Raw genomic sequence first — 15,061 nt, 5'->3', positions numbered from 1 at the left:
CCCCGCCTCGCTCCCGAGATGACCGTGTTTTTAGGATGCTCCCATGACAGATGACAACGGCGGACTGCGCTGGGGCGTGGTCGGGACCGGCGGTATCGCACACTCCTTCGTCGAAGGGCTCAGGGCCACCCCCACGGCCCGCGTCACCGCGGTCGGCTCACGCACCCGGGAACGGGCCGAGGAGTTCGCCGACGCCTGGGGCATCCCCGAACGCCACGGCAGCTACGCGGACCTGGCCGAGAGCCCCGAGGTGGACGCCGTGTACGTGGCCACCCCCCATCCCTGGCACCATCCCAACACCCTGACCTGCCTGAACGCGGGCAAGCACGTGCTGGTCGAGAAGCCCATGGCCATGAACGCCCTCCAGGTGGCGGAGATGGTGGCGGCGGCCCGCGACAACGACCGCTTCCTGATGGAGGCGATGTGGACCCGCTACCTGCCCGCCTCCCGCCTGGTGCGCGACCTGGTCGGGGACGGGGCGATCGGCGAGGTGTCCTGGATCTCGGCGGAGTTCGGCAGCAACGTCCCCTACGACCCCGACCACCGGATCTTCAACGCCGACCTGGGCGGCGGCGCCCTGCTCGACCTGGGCGTGTACCCGCTGGCCCTCGCCTCCCAGTACCTGGGCGAGCTGACCGTCGTGGGCGCCACCCGGCAGCTCTCGCCCGACCGGATGGTGGACACCCACACCACCGTGCTCGTGCGCGGTGAGAACGGCGGCACCGGCTCGCTGGTGTGCTCCTCGCGCACCACACTGCCCAACCGGGCGGTGCTGGCCGGATCCGGAGGGTGGCTGGAGATCCCGCACTTCTGGGCGGCCACCGGAGTGGTGCTGCACCGCGACGGGCGCGAGCCGGAGGAGTTCCACCGGCCCTTCCGCGCCAACGGCTACGAGTACGAGGCCGAGGAGGTCGCGCGCCGCGTGGCCGCGGGCGAGCGCGAGAGCCCCGACATGCCCTGGGCGGAGAGTCTGCGCCTGGCCCGGCTCACCGACCGGATCCGTGACATGGGCGGCCTGGTCTACAGCCCGGCCACCGTCAAGGCCGTGCCCCTGGGATGAGTCCGGCCGGCCCCGACCCGCTGGGCGCGGCCCCCGGGACCGGGTCCACGGGGTCGGCGCCGCGCACGGGGCGGCCGCCGACCATGGGCAGGCTCCGGGCCCGCGCCCGCAGCACACGCGCGGCGGTGGCCCGCGCCAGGACGGGCGCGCTCGTGCGGGCCACGACCAGGACGGCGTCCTTGGGGCCGACCTGGTGGGCGAAGTAGTCGTCGAGCGGGGTGTGGCCGCTGCGGGGCCGGGTGCCGTAGATCTCGCCGTCGAACATGCGGTAGGCGTCGCGGACGAGCAGGGTGTCGGCCTCCAAGCGGGGGCCGTCACCCAGCCACTCCGCGGCCTCGCCCGCGATGCGCCGGACCCGAGCGGGGAGGGGCCGGAGTTCGTTGGGGAAGACGCGGGCGGCACCCAGACCCCTGCGCCACCCGGCGTAGACGGCCGGATGGCGGGTGCGCAGGACCACGTAGGTGCGCCGGAGCGGGTGGAGGAGGACCTCGCGGGCCAGGAAGTGGGTCATCAGTGCGGCGGAGAGGCCGAACCGGCGGTGGGCGGGGACCACGCCCGCGGCGTCCAGGTACAGGGCGCGCCGGGAGGCGAAGCGGTGCCGGTGGTAGCCGCCCCAGCCGACGGGGGAGCCGTCGGGTCCCAGGATGAGCGCCAGTGTGGCGATCTGGTCGAAGAACCCGGCCCTGACACGGGCGCGCCAGTAGCCGGAGTGGTCGGCGTCGAAGGCGCGCGCGGCCAGGTCGCGCAGGGTGTGGTGGAGGCGCTCGCGGCAGGGTGGTGACAGGGCGGCGGGGGAGTCCCAGCGGGCGACGCGGTAGCCGGGACACAAGTCCCGAACGGTGGGCGGCGCGCTCAGACCGCGCAGTTCGGGGCTCTTGTTCTGGACGGACACCTACACCACTGCCTTCGCTACTCCTCGGGTATGGATGACTCCTCAAAGTAGCGGCTCCGGCGTGCGTCCGGGTGGACTTCGCCCAATCGGGGAGTGGCGGGGCTACCATTGCCGCAAGGGAACTTCCACGATCGGTAGGCAGGCATGTGCGCACAACCGGTACCGGACTGGCTCATCCCCCCGACCAGAGGATTCAGAGCCGAGGACCTGGACACCCTGCCCGATCTGCCCCCGCACACCGAACTGATCGACGGAAGCCTCGTTCTCATGAGTCCTCAGATGGGCTTTCACAGTGTGGTGCTGGACCTGGTCACCGCCGGCCTGCGGAGTACGGTTCCACACCACTATCGTGTGCGCCGGGAGATGACGGTCACGCTCGGGCCGCGTCAACGACCCGAACCCGACGTCATCGTGGTGGACACCGGTGCGGTGGACAACCGTCAGAGCACCTTTCCACCGAAGGCGGTGGCGCTCGCGGTCGAGGTCGTGTCGCCGGAGTCCGTGGAAAGGGACAGGCACCGCAAGCCCCAGCTCTACGCCGAGGCGGGCATCCCCCACTTCTGGCGGGTGGAGAGGAACGACAACGCACCCGTGGTGTACGTGTACGAACTGGACCCCGCCAAAGCCTGTTACGTACCCACCGGGATTCACCACGAGCGGCTCAAGGTCGAACTTCCCTATCCCATCGACATCGACCTGACCGAGGTCGAGCGGCTCTGAGCCGGTTTCAGCCCGAAGCCGCCGCCCGCTGGAACCTGGTGGCCAGACGGGCCATGTGCTCACGCAGCTCGTCCGGTTCCTCCACCTCCATGTCCATGTCGAGCATGCCCAGGTAACAGGCCATGTGCAGTAGCGAGCCCCCCGAGCACACCAGCACGCACGAGTGCTCGTCCACCGGCTCGATCGGCCCGTAGCCGCCCGCCGTGCGTTCGGCCTCCTCCGCGGGGACGAACAACCTGATCCGCGCACGCACGGGCCACATGTGCACGGTCATCCGCTCCTCCAGGTAGGCGGCCACACCCTGCTCGGGCGGGTCGCGCGGGGGCACGCGCGGACCGGTCGGCGTGAGCGGGCGCATCCGGTCCACCCGGAAGGTGCGCCAGTCGTCGCGGGCGGTGTCCCAGGCCACCAGGTACCAGCGCCGCCCCCGCGTGACCAGCCGGTGGGGCTCCACGATCCGGCGTGAGGCACTGCCGTCGTGGCTCTCGTAGTCGAAGCGCAGTCGCTCGCTGTCCCGGCAGGCGGCGGCCACCAGGGCCAGCGTGTCGGCGTCGACCGCGGGTCCCCGGGCGGGCATGGGTACGGTGAAGGTCCCCACGGCGTCCACCCTGCGGCGCAGTTTCGAGGGCAGCACCTGCAGGAGTTTGGCCAGGGCGCGCACCGAGGTCTCCTCGATCCCCGACACCCCGCCCTGGGCGGCGGTGCGCAGCCCCACGGCGACCGCCACGGCCTCGTCGTCGTCCAGCAGCAGCGGCGGCAGGGAGGCGCCCGCACCGAGCTGGTAGCCGCCCCCGGTACCCATGGTCGCCTGGATGGGGTAGCCCAGCTCGCGCAGCCGGTCCACGTCCCGGCGCACGGTGCGCGGGCTCACCCGGAGCCGTTCGGCGAGTTCGCCGCCCGGCCAGTCCTTGCGTGTCTGTAGAAGGGACAGCAGGCGCAGCAGGCGCGCGGAGGTCGCTCTCATGAGCGCAGTCTGCCAGGAGTGCAGGACGGCTTCGGTCCTGCACTCACGCGGATGCCCGTGTACACCAGTGCGGCCACCAGGTGGAGTCCGGCCGCCACGGCCAGGCACACGGTCACGGAGGCCTCGGCCAGGGGACCGGCGACGGCGGTGCCCAGCGCGAGGGCGGAGATCTTCAGGCTGGCCCCGGTGGTGAAGACCTGCGCACGCAGGTGCTCGGGGGCCTCCCGGTGTCGGACCGCGAACAGCGAGGCCAACTGCGGCCCCTCGGCCGCGCCCACCAGGGCGGCACCCGTCAGGAGCACGGCGGGGGAGGGGGCCAGGGCCGCCAGGGCCACCAGGGCCGTACCGGCGGCCTGTACCAGGACGCAGACCAGGACCACCGCGTCCGCGCACACGCGCGGCGACCTGCGGGCCAGTAGCAGGTTGGCCAGCAGTGAGCACGCGGCCATGCCCGACAGCAGCAGGGCCCCGCTCTCCTGGGAGCCCAGCACGCGCAGGCCCGTCACGGGCGCGCACACCACCAGCATGCCCGTGCCCGCGATGGAGACCGCGGTCACCGCCGTGGCACGCGACAGGGACCGGTTGCCGAGCACCGCGCGCACCCCGGCGAGCAGGTCGGCCGCCACGGACACGGACGCGGAACGGGGCGCACGTCCGGGCAGGGTCCAGGCGGCGGGTACGGCCAGGGCGAGCAGGACCACGGCCGCGGCCACCGCCGTCCCGGCGCCGCAGGCGGCGGCGACCGCACCGGCCAGGGCCGGGCCGAGCAGACCGGCCGCACCGAAGGTCATGGCATCCCACGTGCTCGCCCGAGCCGACCGCCCGGGCGCCCACACCCGGGGCAGTTGCGCGGTCCACCCTCCCGACAGCACGGGTCCGACCAGGCCGACGGCCAGGGCCGCGCCCACCACCAGGGGCAGGGGGAGGCGGCCCAGGGCGAGGGCGACCACCGCCAGCCCCGCCGCGTACACGGCCAGGGCCACGGCCAACGGGCGCCCGGGGCGGGCACTGCGGTCCAGTGCCATGCCCACCAGGGGCCCGCCGGCGGCCGCGGCGGCGGTGAGCCCGGCGAGCAGGGCCGATCCGGCGCCCACCGACCCGGTGAGCGCCATCCCCCACAGGAGCAGGGCCGGCCCCGAGGCCTCGTCGCCGGTGCGCGCGCAGACCGCTCCCGTCAGGTACCGGACCAGGCCGTAACGCTGTGGCATGCCCAGGACGTTAAGAGGTAACGCCTCAAATCGGAAGAGGCGTTACATTGGGCGCCATGCCCTCCACCAACGCGGTCACCGGACGCTCCGTGCGCGCCGTCGCCGAACGCACCACCGACCTGCTCAACGCCCTGGCCGAGGAGGACGCCGACGCGGCGGCCCTGGCCCGGGTGCTGCGCGCCCACGGCGAGACCGACCCGGTGACCTCGGACGACGTCGGCCGGATGCGCGCGGCCGCCTACCGGATCCGCGCGGTCCTGGCCGCGGAGGACGCCGACAGCGCGGCCGAGCGGATCAACCGTCTCCTGGCCCGCGCCCACCAGCCCCGGCTGACCGACCACGGCGGCACCACGCACTGGCACGTCCACGTGGACTCACGCGACGACGCGCCGCTGGCCGAGTGGTTCCTCGCCTCCTCGTGCCTGATGCTGGCGCTGCTGCTCACCGACCGCCAGCGTCCGCCGGGCGGGGTGTGCGCGGCGCACGGATGCGAGCGGGTGTTCGTGGACTGTGGCAGCGGCAGCCCTCGCCGGTACTGCTCGCGCCGCTGCGCCACCCGCGCCAGGGTGGCCGCCCACCGACGGACGGCCGTCCCCGGCGCGGCGGTCAGCCGTCCCCGGACGTGACGGCGACCGCCTCCACCTCGACCAACTGGTCCTCGTAGCCGAGCACGGTCACCCCGAGCAGGGTGCCGGGCGCGTCGTGCGCGCCCATGTGGGCCCGCACCACCTCCCAGGCCCGGACCAGGTCCTCCCTGCGGGTGGAGGCGACGTACACCGTGGTCCTGACGACGTCGGTGAGGTCGGCCCCGGCGTCGTTCAGGGCGGTGCGCAGGTTGCGCATGACCTGTTCGGCCTGGCCCGCGTAGTCGCCCACGGCGACGGTCCCGCCCTCGGCGTCGAGCGGGCAGGCGCCAGCGGTCCACACCACCCGGGCGGGCGCCCGGACCGTGGCGGCGTAGGCGTATTCCACGGCCTCGGTCAGGGTCTGGCTGCGGATCAGCGTGACCGCTTTCATCGTGCTCCCGGGTGTTCGTCGGTCGGTACGCCCCGGATAACGCGCGTGTCCGTCCTGGAGGTTCCGGCCGCCTCTTCCCGGCAACCGGTTGTTACCGACAAACCACCTCGGGTAGCTTTGCCGCGAGCTTAACTCCCGAACCCCCACGCAGAAAACGACTTCGTCGGTGGACGCCCCTCATCGTCCACCAGACGTTGGGCGTTTTGCCCCCTTGAGGAATGAATTGGAATCAGGAATCCACACCGGTAGCCCAACCGGGGTGACACTCCCAAAGACCGAAGACGTCCGGGCCCCGACCCCACGTCCTCCTGCGATCCGCGCCAAGGACCTGGTCAAGACCTACCCCGGGGTGGAGGCGGTCCGCGGGATCGACCTGCTGGTACGCCCGGGGGAGGTCTTCGGGCTCCTGGGCCCCGCAGGAGCGGGAAAGTCCACCACCATCGCGATGCTGTGCGCACTGGTCCGCCCCACCTCCGGAAGCCTGTGGGTGGCCGGGCGCGACGTGCGCACCGACCCCGCCGGGGTCCGGCGCTCCATCGGCGTGGTGTTCCAGGACACCACCCTGGACGGCAAGCTCACGGTCGAGGAGAACCTGCGCGTGCACGCCGCCCTCCACGGTGTCGCGCGCCGCCGGGTACGCCGTCGCATCACCTCGATGCTGGCCCTGGCCGGCCTGCTCGACCGGCGGCACGAACTGGTGCGCGCACTCCCCGAGGGGGCGAAGCGGCGCCTGGAGATCACACGGAGCCTGCTGCACCACCCCGAGGTCCTGCTCCTGGACGAGCCCACGGCCGGCCTCGGTCCGCGCGACCGCGCCGACGTGTGGGTGTACCTGCACCGCATGCACCGCGAGTCCGGTGCCGCGGTGCTGCTGGCCACCCACCACCCGGCCGAGACGCGAGGCTGCGACCGGGTGGCCGTCCTGGACCGCGGCCGGGTCAGGGACCTGGGCACCCCGGCCCAGCTCCGCTTCCGCCCCGGCGACGATCCCGCCCGCCTGGTACCCCCGCCTCCACCGGGCCTGGACGACGTGCTCCCGAGCCGTACCGGGCACCGCCCGCGCCTTCGGATGAGGAAGTCCCACACGTGAGTACAGCGATGGCGGTCCGGCTGGACGCCGAGGCGCGGGTGGTGGCCGCCGTGTGGCGGCGCGAGATCACCACCCTCCTGCGCGGGCGGCTGCGCCTGGTGCTCGGCCTGGCACAGCCCATGCTGCTCCTGGCCACCCTGGGCATCGGGTTGGGCGCGATCGTGTCCGACGGCGGCTCGGGCGTGGGCTACGTGACCTTCCTCTTCCCCGGCGTCATGGTGATGGCGGTCCAGTCCCCGGCCCTGGCCACCGGCGCCTCGATCCTGGGAGACCGCGAACTCGGCTTCCTCCGCGGGATGCTCATGGCGCCCGTGCGCCGCGAGTCCCTGCTGCTGGGCAAGGTGCTCGCGGGCACCACCGCCGCCACCTGCCACGGAGCCGTCCTGCTGGCCTTCGCCGGAGCCGCGGGCGTGCCCTACGACCCGGCGCTGTTCACCTCGCTCGTGGCGGTGCTGGTGCCGGCCTCGTTCGCGCTGACCTCCCTGGGCACCCTGCTGGCGGTCTGCCTGCCCGGCCCGCGGACCTTCCAGGCCACCACCGGCCTGATCCTGGGGCCGCTGGTACTGCTGTCGGGAGTCTTCTTCCCGCTCAGTGTCCTACCGGCCTGGCTGACCGTGGTCACCGCGCTCAATCCGCTGACCCACGCGGTGGAGGCGGCACGCCACACCCTCACCGCCCACCTGCCGGCCGCCGCCTCCGACACCCTGTTCGCCAACCTGCGGGTGTGGGGCCTGCGGCCGTCGACCGTGGAGGAACTGGTGGCGCTGACCTGCTTCGGCGCCCTGTGCCTGTTCCTGGCCGTGCGGCGCTTCTCCAGGCCCGACCAGCAGGAACACCCGTCGGCGCACCGCCCACCGGGCCATGGCGCACCCGCCCGCTCCTGCGAGCGGAGGTGGCTGTGCCTCCTCCACCGAAACGCCGGCCGACGCGGTCTCCGGCACCGCCTCGCACTCGGACACCACGCCGGACCGGCATGACGAGGGGAACGGATGAAGGACGACGGGGACCTGGATCTCGCGCACCGGATGGCCGACCTCGCCGGACGGGTCGCGATGTCACACGTCGCCGCGGGCGATCACCGGGCCGGGCAGAAGAGCGACGGCAGCCCCGTCACCGCGATCGACCTCCGCGTCGAGCGGGAGCTGCGTGAGATGGTCGACCGAGAGCGCCCGGGCGACGCCTTCACCGGTGAGGAGTCCGGCGGCCAGGGGAGTGGACCGCGCCGGTGGATCGTCGACGCGGTCGACGGCACCAGAAGCCTCCTCTCGGGCGAGCCGGAATGGGGAACGCTGATCGCCCTCGCGAGAGGCCACCGCGTCCACCTCGGCCTGGTCTTCGCCCCGGCCCTGGGCCGGCGCTGGTGGGCGGTGCCGGGGCAAGGCGCGTGGACGGCGGCCGCCACGGGGCCCGCACGGCATGACGCGCCGCCCCGCGCCCCGGGCGTCACGGCCACGGCCCGCCTGGACCGCGCCTCGGTCGGAATCTGGCCGCCTCCACAGCGGATCACCGACCAGGCCCGCACGGCGGCCGCCGGACTCGCCGCCAGGGCGGGGCGCACGGTCCCCCCGCTCGACTGGACCGGCCACGAACGCACGGAGCCCACGCCTCCCAAGCCCTCGACCGGCTCGGGAACCTGCCACGGCGGGCTGCTCGTGGCCACGGGCCGACTGGACGCCTTCCTGCTGGTGGGTGCGGGCCCCTGGGACATCGCCGCCCTCGTACCGATCGTCCGGGAGTCGGGCGGCTCCTTCAGCGACCTCTCCGGCGGGGACCGGTTCGACACCGGAGCGGCGCTGTTCAGCAACACCCGCGTCCACGACGAGGCCCTGGACGCCGTGCGGTCCGCTCCCTGAGGACGTCGGACGTCCCGGCCACCAGGCCACGGCACTGGCGGCCAAGACCCGGCGGGGACGCCACAGCCAGTGGCGGGCTTTGGTCGCAGGCTCGGCCCTTGAGGGCCGAGAAGCCGACCGGACCGGTGGAAGGGGGCCGTCCTGCACCCGGCGACGCGGGCTCAGGCCCCGGCGCCCTGGTCCGGGATCAGGACACTCAGGCAGGTCACACACGCCTCCAGCCTCTCGAACTGGGAGATGTCCACCGGCAGCACCCGCCAGCGGTCGGCGGTCAACTGGTGGATGGTCTCCCGCGCCGCCGCGCTGACCATGACGTCGCGTCCGCCCAGCGGCAGCACGTGCGCGCCCGGCTCCTCGGCGACGCGGCGCACCGGCGGCAGGGCGTCGGCCTCCACCAGGTCGGGCAGGCCCACGAGCGATCCGTCCGGCAGCGCGGTCACCGCCGACTTCAGGTGCAGCGCCGCACCCATCCCCACACGCTCGACCTCCCTGCCCAGCGGTTTGAGCAGCTTTTCGAGCTGGGCGGCGCCCTCGGTGTTGGTACGCCCGCCCACGCCCACGTAGACGGTGGAGCCCACCTGGAGCACGTCACCGCCGTCCAGGGTCGCGGGCGCCTCGACGCGCGCCACCCGCAGCCCGAGCGCGCGCACCACGGGTTCGACCCCCTCCACCTCGCCGCGGCGGGCCTCGGCGCCGGGGCGGGTCAGGACCGCCAGGTCCCCGCACACCACCACGGTGTCCTCCACGAACACCGAGTCGGGGTGTTCGGGCGCGGCCTCGACCTCGCACACCCGCCACCCGGCCGAGGCCAGGGCCTCCTGGTAGATCGTGTACTGGCGTGCGGCCAGGACCGGGTCCACCGCCGCGCGGGGGATGTGGGTGACGATGCCCCGTGCCAGCTCGGGGCTGGGGCGGCGCATCAGGGCGACCCCGTAGTAGGTGTATCCGTCCACGTACACGTCCTCCAGGGTCCTGCCACGGGGATTTTCGGGAGAGCACAACCTATCGCGCACCCGTACCCGTTTCCCGGGCACGGCACGCGGGCCGTCCGGCTTGTCCGTGAACGACCGGAGGGGCAGGGTGGACGTCATGGACGTGATCGTTGTCGGTGGCGGGATCGTGGGAACGAGTGCGGCGTTCCACCTGGCCAAGAAGGGTGTGTCCACCGCGCTGGTGGACACCGCGCACCTGGGGCAGGCCACGGCCGCCGGCCTGGGGGTCATCTACCCGTGGCCCTTCCCCTGGGACTCCGGGCCGGTGTGGGACTTCAAGGCCCGAGCGGCCGAGCACTATCCGCGGCTGATGGACGAGCTCGCCCAGGACGGGCAGGCCACCGGCTACGAGGTGGTCGGCGGCATGTCCGTGGACCTGGAGGGGGACGACGCCGGGTTCGACCTGATGCGCACCCTGTCCGAGCGCCCGGAGTTCACCACCATGGGCCGGGTGGAGCGGTTGGGCCCGGGTGAGCCGCGCGAGCGGTTCCCGCTGGTGCCCGCGCCCTACGGCGGGGTGTTCGTGCAGGGGATGGCCCGGCTGAACGCTCCGGCGGCACGGAACGCCCTGTTCAACGCCGCGGAGGAGCGGGGCCTGCGCTACTTCAAGGGCGAGGCCCGCCTGTTGTGGAACGGCCACCGTGTGACGGGCGTGCGGGTGGGCACCGAGGACCTGGAGGCGCCCACGGTCGTCGTGGCGGCGGGCGCGTGGTCGGCCGGGTTGCTCGCGGCCGCCGGGGTGGACCTGCCCGTGCGACCGGTGCGCGGGCAGGTGACGCACTTCGCCCTGCCCGGACGGGACACCAGGGCCTGGCCGGTGGTGCGCTTCGGCGAGCGCGGATACTACGCGTCGGCATTCGGCCCGGACCGGGTGGTCACCAGCGGCACGCTGGAGCCGGAGGCCGGGTTCGACCGGCGGGTGACGGCCTCTAGCCTGCTGCACAACCTCTCCACCGCGCTGGAGGTGCTGCCCGGCCTGGACGAGGCCACGGTGGCGGAGACGCGCGTGGGCTTCCGTCCGGGCACACACGACGGAAGGCAGCTTTTGGGGCCCGTGGAACGCCTGCCCGGAGTGGTGGTGGCGACCGGGCTGGGCGGAGAGGGGCTGACCTTCGGCCCCTTCCAGGGGGTGGTCGCGGCCCGGTTGGCGATGGGGGAGGAGCCCGGGGTGGACCTGTCCCCCTTCCGCCCCGACCGGCCGATGGCATCCGGCGCCGAGGACCTCGCCGGGGCGGGGGAGGACGTGGGCGTGGCCGAGGGCGGGACACAGCGGTGAGAGGGCACCCGCCGGGGCGGTGAGTAGCCGTACTCAGGCGCGGGGCCGGGGCGGGCGGCAGCATGGACGCCATGAACACCTATGCTCCCCAGCCCCGTTCCACCCCGCAGTTCTTCCTCCAGTCCGCCCTGTCCTTCGGGGTCTCCGCGGTCGGGGTGGGCGCGGGAATCATCTACCTCCCCGTCGACCTGTGGATCCGTGCCTTCCTGGGCCTGGGCCTGCTCTACGTCATCACCTCCACCTTCACGCTGGCCAAGTGCGTGCGCGACCGCCAGGAGGACGTGCTGGCCGCCGAGATGGCGCAGAACCAGCAGCAGATCCCCCTCTGGTACGGCAACGAGCAGCCCGTCCCGCGCTCCTGAGCAGGACGGGCCCGTTCGTCGCCCCGGGACCTTCGAGGCGGCGAACGGAGAGGCTTCGGGCCGCGTCGGCCTCAGGCGTTGGGCGGAAGAGCGGTTCCGGCGCCGCGCCGGCGGGGCCTGAGCAGATCGTGGCGCCGGCCGGGCAGGGTGGGCTCTCCCGCCCCCTGCACGGTGAACCCGGCGTCGGCGATCATCTCCAGATCGGCCCCGCCCGCCTGGCCCTCGCTGGTGAGGTAGTCCCCCAGGAAGAGCGAGTTGACGATGTGCAGCGCCAGCGGCTGCAGGGAGCGCAGGTGGATCTCCCGGCCTCCCGCCAGACGGACCTCCACGTCGGGGAAGACGAACCGGGTGGCGGCCAGGACCCGTAGGCACCGCTGCGGGGTCAGCTCCCAGGTGCCCTCCAGCGGGGTTCCCTCGAAGGGCATGAGGAAGTTGACCGGTACCGAGTCCGGCTCCAGCTCGCGCAGTGCGAACAGGGCGTCCACCAGGTCGTCGTCGCTCTCCCCCATCCCCGCGATCAGCCCGGAGCAGGGGGAGAGCCCGGCGTGCTTGGCCCTGGCCACGGTCTCCACCCGGTCGGCGAACTCGTGGGTGGTGCAGATGTCGGCGTAGCGCTCCCTCGAGGTGTTGAGGTTGTGGTTGTAGGCGTCGGCCCCGGCCTCGCGCAGCCGGTCGGCCTGGCCCTCGGAGAGCAGGCCCAGGCAGGCGCACACCTCCACACCCGGGTGCTCGGCCTTGATGCCCTCGATGGCGGGGGCGAGGCGTTCCACGTCGCGGTCGGTGGGACCGCGCCCGCTGGCCACCAGGCAGACCCGGGTGGCGCCCGCCCCCACACCGTGGGAGACGGCCTCGCGGGTCTGGTCGGGCTTGAGCCAGGTGTACCTGACGATCTCGGCTTCCGAGCCCAGGCGCTGGGAGCAGTAGGAGCAGTCCTCCGGGCACAGGCCGCTCTTGATGTTCACGAGGTAGTTGAGCTTGACGCGGCGCTCGAAGTAGCGCAGCCGGACCCGGAAGGCGGCGGCTACCAGGTCCATCAGGTCGTCGTCGGAGCCGCGCAGGACTCCGAGGAGTTCGTCGCGGGTGGGCTTCTCACGGCGCAGGGCCTTCTCGGCCAGGGGAAGGAATGTGGTCACGGGGACGATCCTGGGTCCCCGGACGGGAGCGGCACAGCCCCGGAAGGAGCCAAAAACGCGGGAGAAGTCTTGTACGGGACGGCTCTTCGCGCTCCGGCGCGCCCGCGTCCGAACGTGGCGATCGCACTCCGCGCGCGTGAGGGGGCGGATGGGGCAGGGAGGAGGCGGCAGGCCCGCCGCGGACGCCGGGGCTCACGTCGAGGCGTCGGCGTCCCAGCGGGCGAATTCCTCCCTCAGCCGGGCGGCGGTGGTGAACAGGTGCGCACGCATGCCCGTCTCCTGGGCGCCCCGCACGTTCTCCCGGCGGTCGTCGACGAAGAGGACGCGTTCCGGCTCGACCCCCAGCGCCTCCTGACACCACCGGTAGGCCTCCGGTTCGGGCTTGACGTGGCCGATCCGGCAGGAGAAGGCGCGCACGTGGAAGTCGCGGAGCCAGGAGTGGTGCTCCTCGTAGTACAGGGCCAACTCCTCGGGGATGTTGGACAGCAGCCCGATCCGTCGGCCCGAGGCCGCGAGTTCCCCGACCAGGGCGACCATGGTGTCGTCGACCGCGTCCCAGCTGGCGATGTCGGCCTCCACCAGTGCGGAGATCCGGTGGTCGTCGAAGCGCAGGCCCAGGTCCTCGCCCACGCGGCGCCAGTACTCGGAGGCGCTCACGTCCGCGCGGTCGTAGGAGGGGCGCCGCGCCCAGTACGCCTCCCAGAAGGCCGGGGCGGGTGCGCCCGCGACCCGGACCAGCCGGTCCCCGCCCTCCTCGGACTGGTGGCACGCAACGACACCGAACAGGTCGAAGAGCACGGTCAAGAGGTCACCTCTTCCTTCGGGGGCCGGGGACGGCGCCGTCCAGATCGTACGCGCTCCGGCCGTCCGCGCCCGGGGCGCACGCGCCCGGAACGTTCGGATGAGGTGTCCCACGGCGCCGTGCCCCATACAGGTTGTGTGCCAAAAGTTGGACATCTTTTGGCCTACGGGCGTTTTGTCCGTGACGCTTCGTCTTCGGCGTGTCCACCCTGGGGTCGCAACTGTTGTGCCACGGGGGAAGGAAGCGAATGTGAGCGGAGCCAGAGAGACCGGTTACGAGGGCGCACCATCGGGTGAGGCCAACATCGTCCACGTGACGATGATCGCCGCCGCCGCGGCCATGGGCGGTTTCCTGTTCGGCTACGACAGTGCCGTGATCAACGGCGCGGTACCGGCCATCCAGGAGCGGTTCGGCGTGGGACCGGCCACGCTCGGCTTCACGGTCGCCTCGGCGCTCCTGGGATGTGTGGTGGGCGCCGCGGCCGCGGGTGCCCTGGCCGACCGGGTCGGCCGTATCCGCACCATGCAGATCGCCGGTGTGCTGTTCGCCGCCAGCGCCATCGGCTCGGCCCTTCCGTTCGGAGTCTGGGACCTGACCGCCTGGCGGATCCTGGGCGGTGTCGCCATCGGCCTGGCCTCGGTGATCGCCCCGACCTACATCGCCGAGGTGTCACCGGCCGCCTACCGCGGTCGGCTGGCGTCGTTGCAGCAACTGGCGATCGTTCTCGGTATCGCCACCTCACAGCTGGTCAACTTCGGTGTCGCCCAGATGGCCGGCGGCAGCGCGAGCGACATGCTCGGGGGGTTCCAGGCCTGGCAGTGGATGCTGGGTGTCGAGGTCATCCCCGCCATGGTCTACGTGGGACTGAGCCTGCTCATCCCCGAGTCGCCCCGCTACCTGGTGCGTATCGGACAGACGCCCCGGGCCCGCCGCATCCTCGCCGAGGTCGAGGGAGGAGGCCCCGAGCGGGTGGACCGGCGCATCGGAGAGATCAAGGAGGCGTTGGGCTCGGAGATCAAGCCGAAGCTGAGCGACCTGACCGGCCGCTACGGTCTGCTGCCCATCGTGTGGATCGGTATGGCCATCTCGGCCTTCCAGCAGCTGGTCGGTATCAACGTCATCTTCTACTACTCCAGTTCGCTGTGGCAGTCGGTGGGTGTGTCCGCGACCAACTCCCTGCTGCTGAGCCTGTTCACCTCCATCGTGAACATCGTCGGTACGTTCGTGGCGATCCTGCTGGTGGACCGGGTCGGCCGCAAGCCGCTGCTGCTGGTGGGCTCGGCCGGTATGACGGTGTCGCTGGCCCTGGCCGCCTACGCCTTCAACCACGCGGTGGTGCAGGGCGAAGAGGTGTCACTGCCGTTCGTGTGGGGAGCGGTGGCGCTGACCGCGGCCAGCCTGTTCGTGCTCTTCTTCGCCCTGTCATGGGGTGTGGTCGTGTGGGTGCTGCTGGGGGAGATGTTCCCGCTGCGCATCCGTGCCGCCGCGATGGGTGTGGCCACGGCGACCCAGTGGCTCGCCAACTGGCTGATCACCGTGAGCTTCCCGAGCCTGCGCGACTGGAGCCTGAGCGGCACGTACATGATGTACGCGTTCTTCGCGCTGGTGTCGTTCTTCTTCGTGTGGAGGTTCGTGCGGGAGACCAAGGGCAAGACCCTGGAGGAGATGCAGGGCTGACCAGCTCAGAGCTCC

General features: G+C 72.6%; 16 protein-coding genes. 9 read left to right on the top strand and 7 right to left on the bottom strand.

Annotation, left to right across the window (positions count from 1 at the left end; translation table 11 throughout):
• The first annotated feature begins 43 nt into the window (after positions 1-43).
• Positions 44-1,060: a Gfo/Idh/MocA family protein gene (locus tag NOSIN_RS08960; protein ID WP_077690287.1), complete on the top strand. Its 1,017-nt coding sequence runs from the start codon at positions 44-46 to the stop codon at positions 1,058-1,060.
• Here the strand turns inward: NOSIN_RS08960 and NOSIN_RS08955 are convergent.
• Positions 1,038-1,952, bottom strand: a complete 915-nt coding sequence (locus tag NOSIN_RS08955; RefSeq protein ID WP_077690286.1) for a GNAT family N-acetyltransferase — start codon at positions 1,950-1,952, stop codon at positions 1,038-1,040. The genes NOSIN_RS08960 and NOSIN_RS08955 overlap by 23 nt on opposite strands.
• Before the next feature lie 144 nt (positions 1,953-2,096).
• On the opposite strand from NOSIN_RS08955, the gene NOSIN_RS08950 reads away from it, so the two are divergent.
• Positions 2,097-2,672 carry a Uma2 family endonuclease gene (locus NOSIN_RS08950; RefSeq protein WP_077690285.1) on the top strand — a complete coding sequence of 192 codons (576 nt, stop codon included), beginning with the start codon at positions 2,097-2,099 and terminating at the stop codon, positions 2,670-2,672.
• 7 nt (positions 2,673-2,679) lie between these two features.
• Here NOSIN_RS08950 and NOSIN_RS08945 read toward each other — a convergent pair whose 3' ends face one another.
• Together NOSIN_RS08945 and NOSIN_RS08940 are read right to left on the bottom strand one after the other, a co-directional pair.
• The gene (locus NOSIN_RS08945; RefSeq protein WP_077690284.1) at positions 2,680-3,636 is read right to left on the bottom strand and encodes a helix-turn-helix transcriptional regulator; all 957 of its coding nucleotides are present in this window, start codon (positions 3,634-3,636) and stop codon (positions 2,680-2,682) included.
• Positions 3,633-4,844: an MFS transporter gene (locus NOSIN_RS08940; protein ID WP_077690283.1), complete on the bottom strand. Its 1,212-nt coding sequence runs from the start codon at positions 4,842-4,844 to the stop codon at positions 3,633-3,635. The genes NOSIN_RS08945 and NOSIN_RS08940 overlap by 4 nt, the downstream gene beginning before the upstream one ends.
• A 56-nt stretch (positions 4,845-4,900) precedes the next feature.
• On the opposite strand from NOSIN_RS08940, the gene NOSIN_RS08935 reads away from it, so the two are divergent.
• Entirely contained in the window at positions 4,901-5,470 is a 570-nt protein-coding gene (locus tag NOSIN_RS08935; RefSeq protein ID WP_077693504.1) for a CGNR zinc finger domain-containing protein, read from the top strand.
• Here NOSIN_RS08935 and NOSIN_RS08930 read toward each other — a convergent pair.
• Positions 5,451-5,861: a RidA family protein gene (locus NOSIN_RS08930; RefSeq protein WP_077690282.1), complete on the bottom strand. Its 411-nt coding sequence runs from the start codon at positions 5,859-5,861 to the stop codon at positions 5,451-5,453. The two genes, NOSIN_RS08935 and NOSIN_RS08930, sit on opposite strands and share 20 nt — an antisense overlap.
• Positions 5,862-6,120: 259 nt before the next feature.
• Here NOSIN_RS08930 and NOSIN_RS08925 point away from each other — a divergent pair, with 259 nt between their 5' ends.
• Genes NOSIN_RS08925 through NOSIN_RS08915 form a run of 3 tightly spaced genes read left to right on the top strand, consistent with a single transcriptional unit; the run spans position 6,121 to position 8,804 of the window.
• Positions 6,121-6,951 carry an ATP-binding cassette domain-containing protein gene (locus NOSIN_RS08925; RefSeq protein ID WP_077690281.1) on the top strand — a complete coding sequence of 277 codons (831 nt, stop codon included), beginning with the start codon at positions 6,121-6,123 and terminating at the stop codon, positions 6,949-6,951.
• Positions 6,948-7,928: an ABC transporter permease gene (locus NOSIN_RS08920; RefSeq protein WP_236743332.1), complete on the top strand. Its 981-nt coding sequence runs from the start codon at positions 6,948-6,950 to the stop codon at positions 7,926-7,928. The genes NOSIN_RS08925 and NOSIN_RS08920 overlap by 4 nt, the downstream gene beginning before the upstream one ends.
• A gap of 12 nt (positions 7,929-7,940) precedes the next feature.
• Entirely contained in the window at positions 7,941-8,804 is an 864-nt protein-coding gene (locus NOSIN_RS08915; protein WP_077690279.1) for an inositol monophosphatase family protein, read from the top strand.
• A 161-nt stretch (positions 8,805-8,965) separates the two neighbouring features.
• On the opposite strand, the gene ddaH is transcribed toward NOSIN_RS08915, so the two are convergent.
• Positions 8,966-9,757 (bottom strand): dimethylargininase, encoded by a 792-nt coding sequence (gene ddaH, locus NOSIN_RS08910; protein WP_077693503.1) that lies wholly within the window; start codon positions 9,755-9,757, stop codon positions 8,966-8,968.
• A 136-nt stretch (positions 9,758-9,893) separates the two neighbouring features.
• On the opposite strand from ddaH, the gene NOSIN_RS08905 reads away from it, so the two are divergent.
• Entirely contained in the window at positions 9,894-11,072 is a 1,179-nt protein-coding gene (locus NOSIN_RS08905) for an NAD(P)/FAD-dependent oxidoreductase (RefSeq protein WP_077693502.1), read from the top strand.
• Positions 11,073-11,143: 71 nt separating this feature from the next.
• Positions 11,144-11,434 (top strand): YiaA/YiaB family inner membrane protein, encoded by a 291-nt coding sequence (locus NOSIN_RS08900; protein WP_077690278.1) that lies wholly within the window; start codon positions 11,144-11,146, stop codon positions 11,432-11,434.
• Between the two features lie 71 nt (positions 11,435-11,505).
• On the opposite strand, the gene bioB is transcribed toward NOSIN_RS08900, so the two are convergent.
• Together bioB and NOSIN_RS08890 are read right to left on the bottom strand one after the other, a co-directional pair.
• Positions 11,506-12,567, bottom strand: a complete 1,062-nt coding sequence (gene bioB / locus NOSIN_RS08895; RefSeq protein ID WP_077690277.1) for a biotin synthase BioB — start codon at positions 12,565-12,567, stop codon at positions 11,506-11,508.
• 192 nt (positions 12,568-12,759) lie between these two features.
• Entirely contained in the window at positions 12,760-13,371 is a 612-nt protein-coding gene (locus NOSIN_RS08890) for an HAD family hydrolase (RefSeq protein ID WP_077690276.1), read from the bottom strand.
• Between the two features lie 247 nt (positions 13,372-13,618).
• Here NOSIN_RS08890 and NOSIN_RS08885 point away from each other — a divergent pair, with 247 nt between their 5' ends.
• Positions 13,619-15,046, top strand: a complete 1,428-nt coding sequence (locus NOSIN_RS08885) for a sugar porter family MFS transporter (protein ID WP_077690275.1) — start codon at positions 13,619-13,621, stop codon at positions 15,044-15,046.
• The last annotated feature ends 15 nt before the right edge of the window (positions 15,047-15,061 follow it).

The organism is Nocardiopsis sinuspersici (genome assembly GCF_001998325.1).
Taxonomy (GTDB): Bacteria; Actinomycetota; Actinomycetes; order Streptosporangiales; family Streptosporangiaceae; genus Nocardiopsis; species Nocardiopsis sinuspersici.
The sequence above is the reverse complement of the archived record's forward strand: the minus strand, read 5'-3'. Positions and strand labels throughout refer to the sequence as shown.

What these genes read in the sequence shown, in the direction of transcription:
- NOSIN_RS08960 (WP_077690287.1), top strand. Translation starts at nt 44, where the DNA reads ATGACAGATGACAACGGCGGACTGCGCTGGGGCGTGGTCGGGACCGGC.
- NOSIN_RS08950 (WP_077690285.1), top strand. Translation starts at nt 2,097, where the DNA reads ATGTGCGCACAACCGGTACCGGACTGGCTCATCCCCCCGACCAGAGGA.
- NOSIN_RS08945 (WP_077690284.1), bottom strand. Translation starts at nt 3,636, where the DNA reads ATGAGAGCGACCTCCGCGCGCCTGCTGCGCCTGCTGTCCCTTCTACAG.
- NOSIN_RS08940 (WP_077690283.1), bottom strand. Translation starts at nt 4,844, where the DNA reads ATGCCACAGCGTTACGGCCTGGTCCGGTACCTGACGGGAGCGGTCTGC.
- NOSIN_RS08935 (WP_077693504.1), top strand. Translation starts at nt 4,901, where the DNA reads ATGCCCTCCACCAACGCGGTCACCGGACGCTCCGTGCGCGCCGTCGCC.
- NOSIN_RS08930 (WP_077690282.1), bottom strand. Translation starts at nt 5,861, where the DNA reads ATGAAAGCGGTCACGCTGATCCGCAGCCAGACCCTGACCGAGGCCGTG.
- NOSIN_RS08915 (WP_077690279.1), top strand. Translation starts at nt 7,941, where the DNA reads ATGAAGGACGACGGGGACCTGGATCTCGCGCACCGGATGGCCGACCTC.
- NOSIN_RS08905 (WP_077693502.1), top strand. Translation starts at nt 9,894, where the DNA reads ATGGACGTGATCGTTGTCGGTGGCGGGATCGTGGGAACGAGTGCGGCG.
- NOSIN_RS08900 (WP_077690278.1), top strand. Translation starts at nt 11,144, where the DNA reads ATGAACACCTATGCTCCCCAGCCCCGTTCCACCCCGCAGTTCTTCCTC.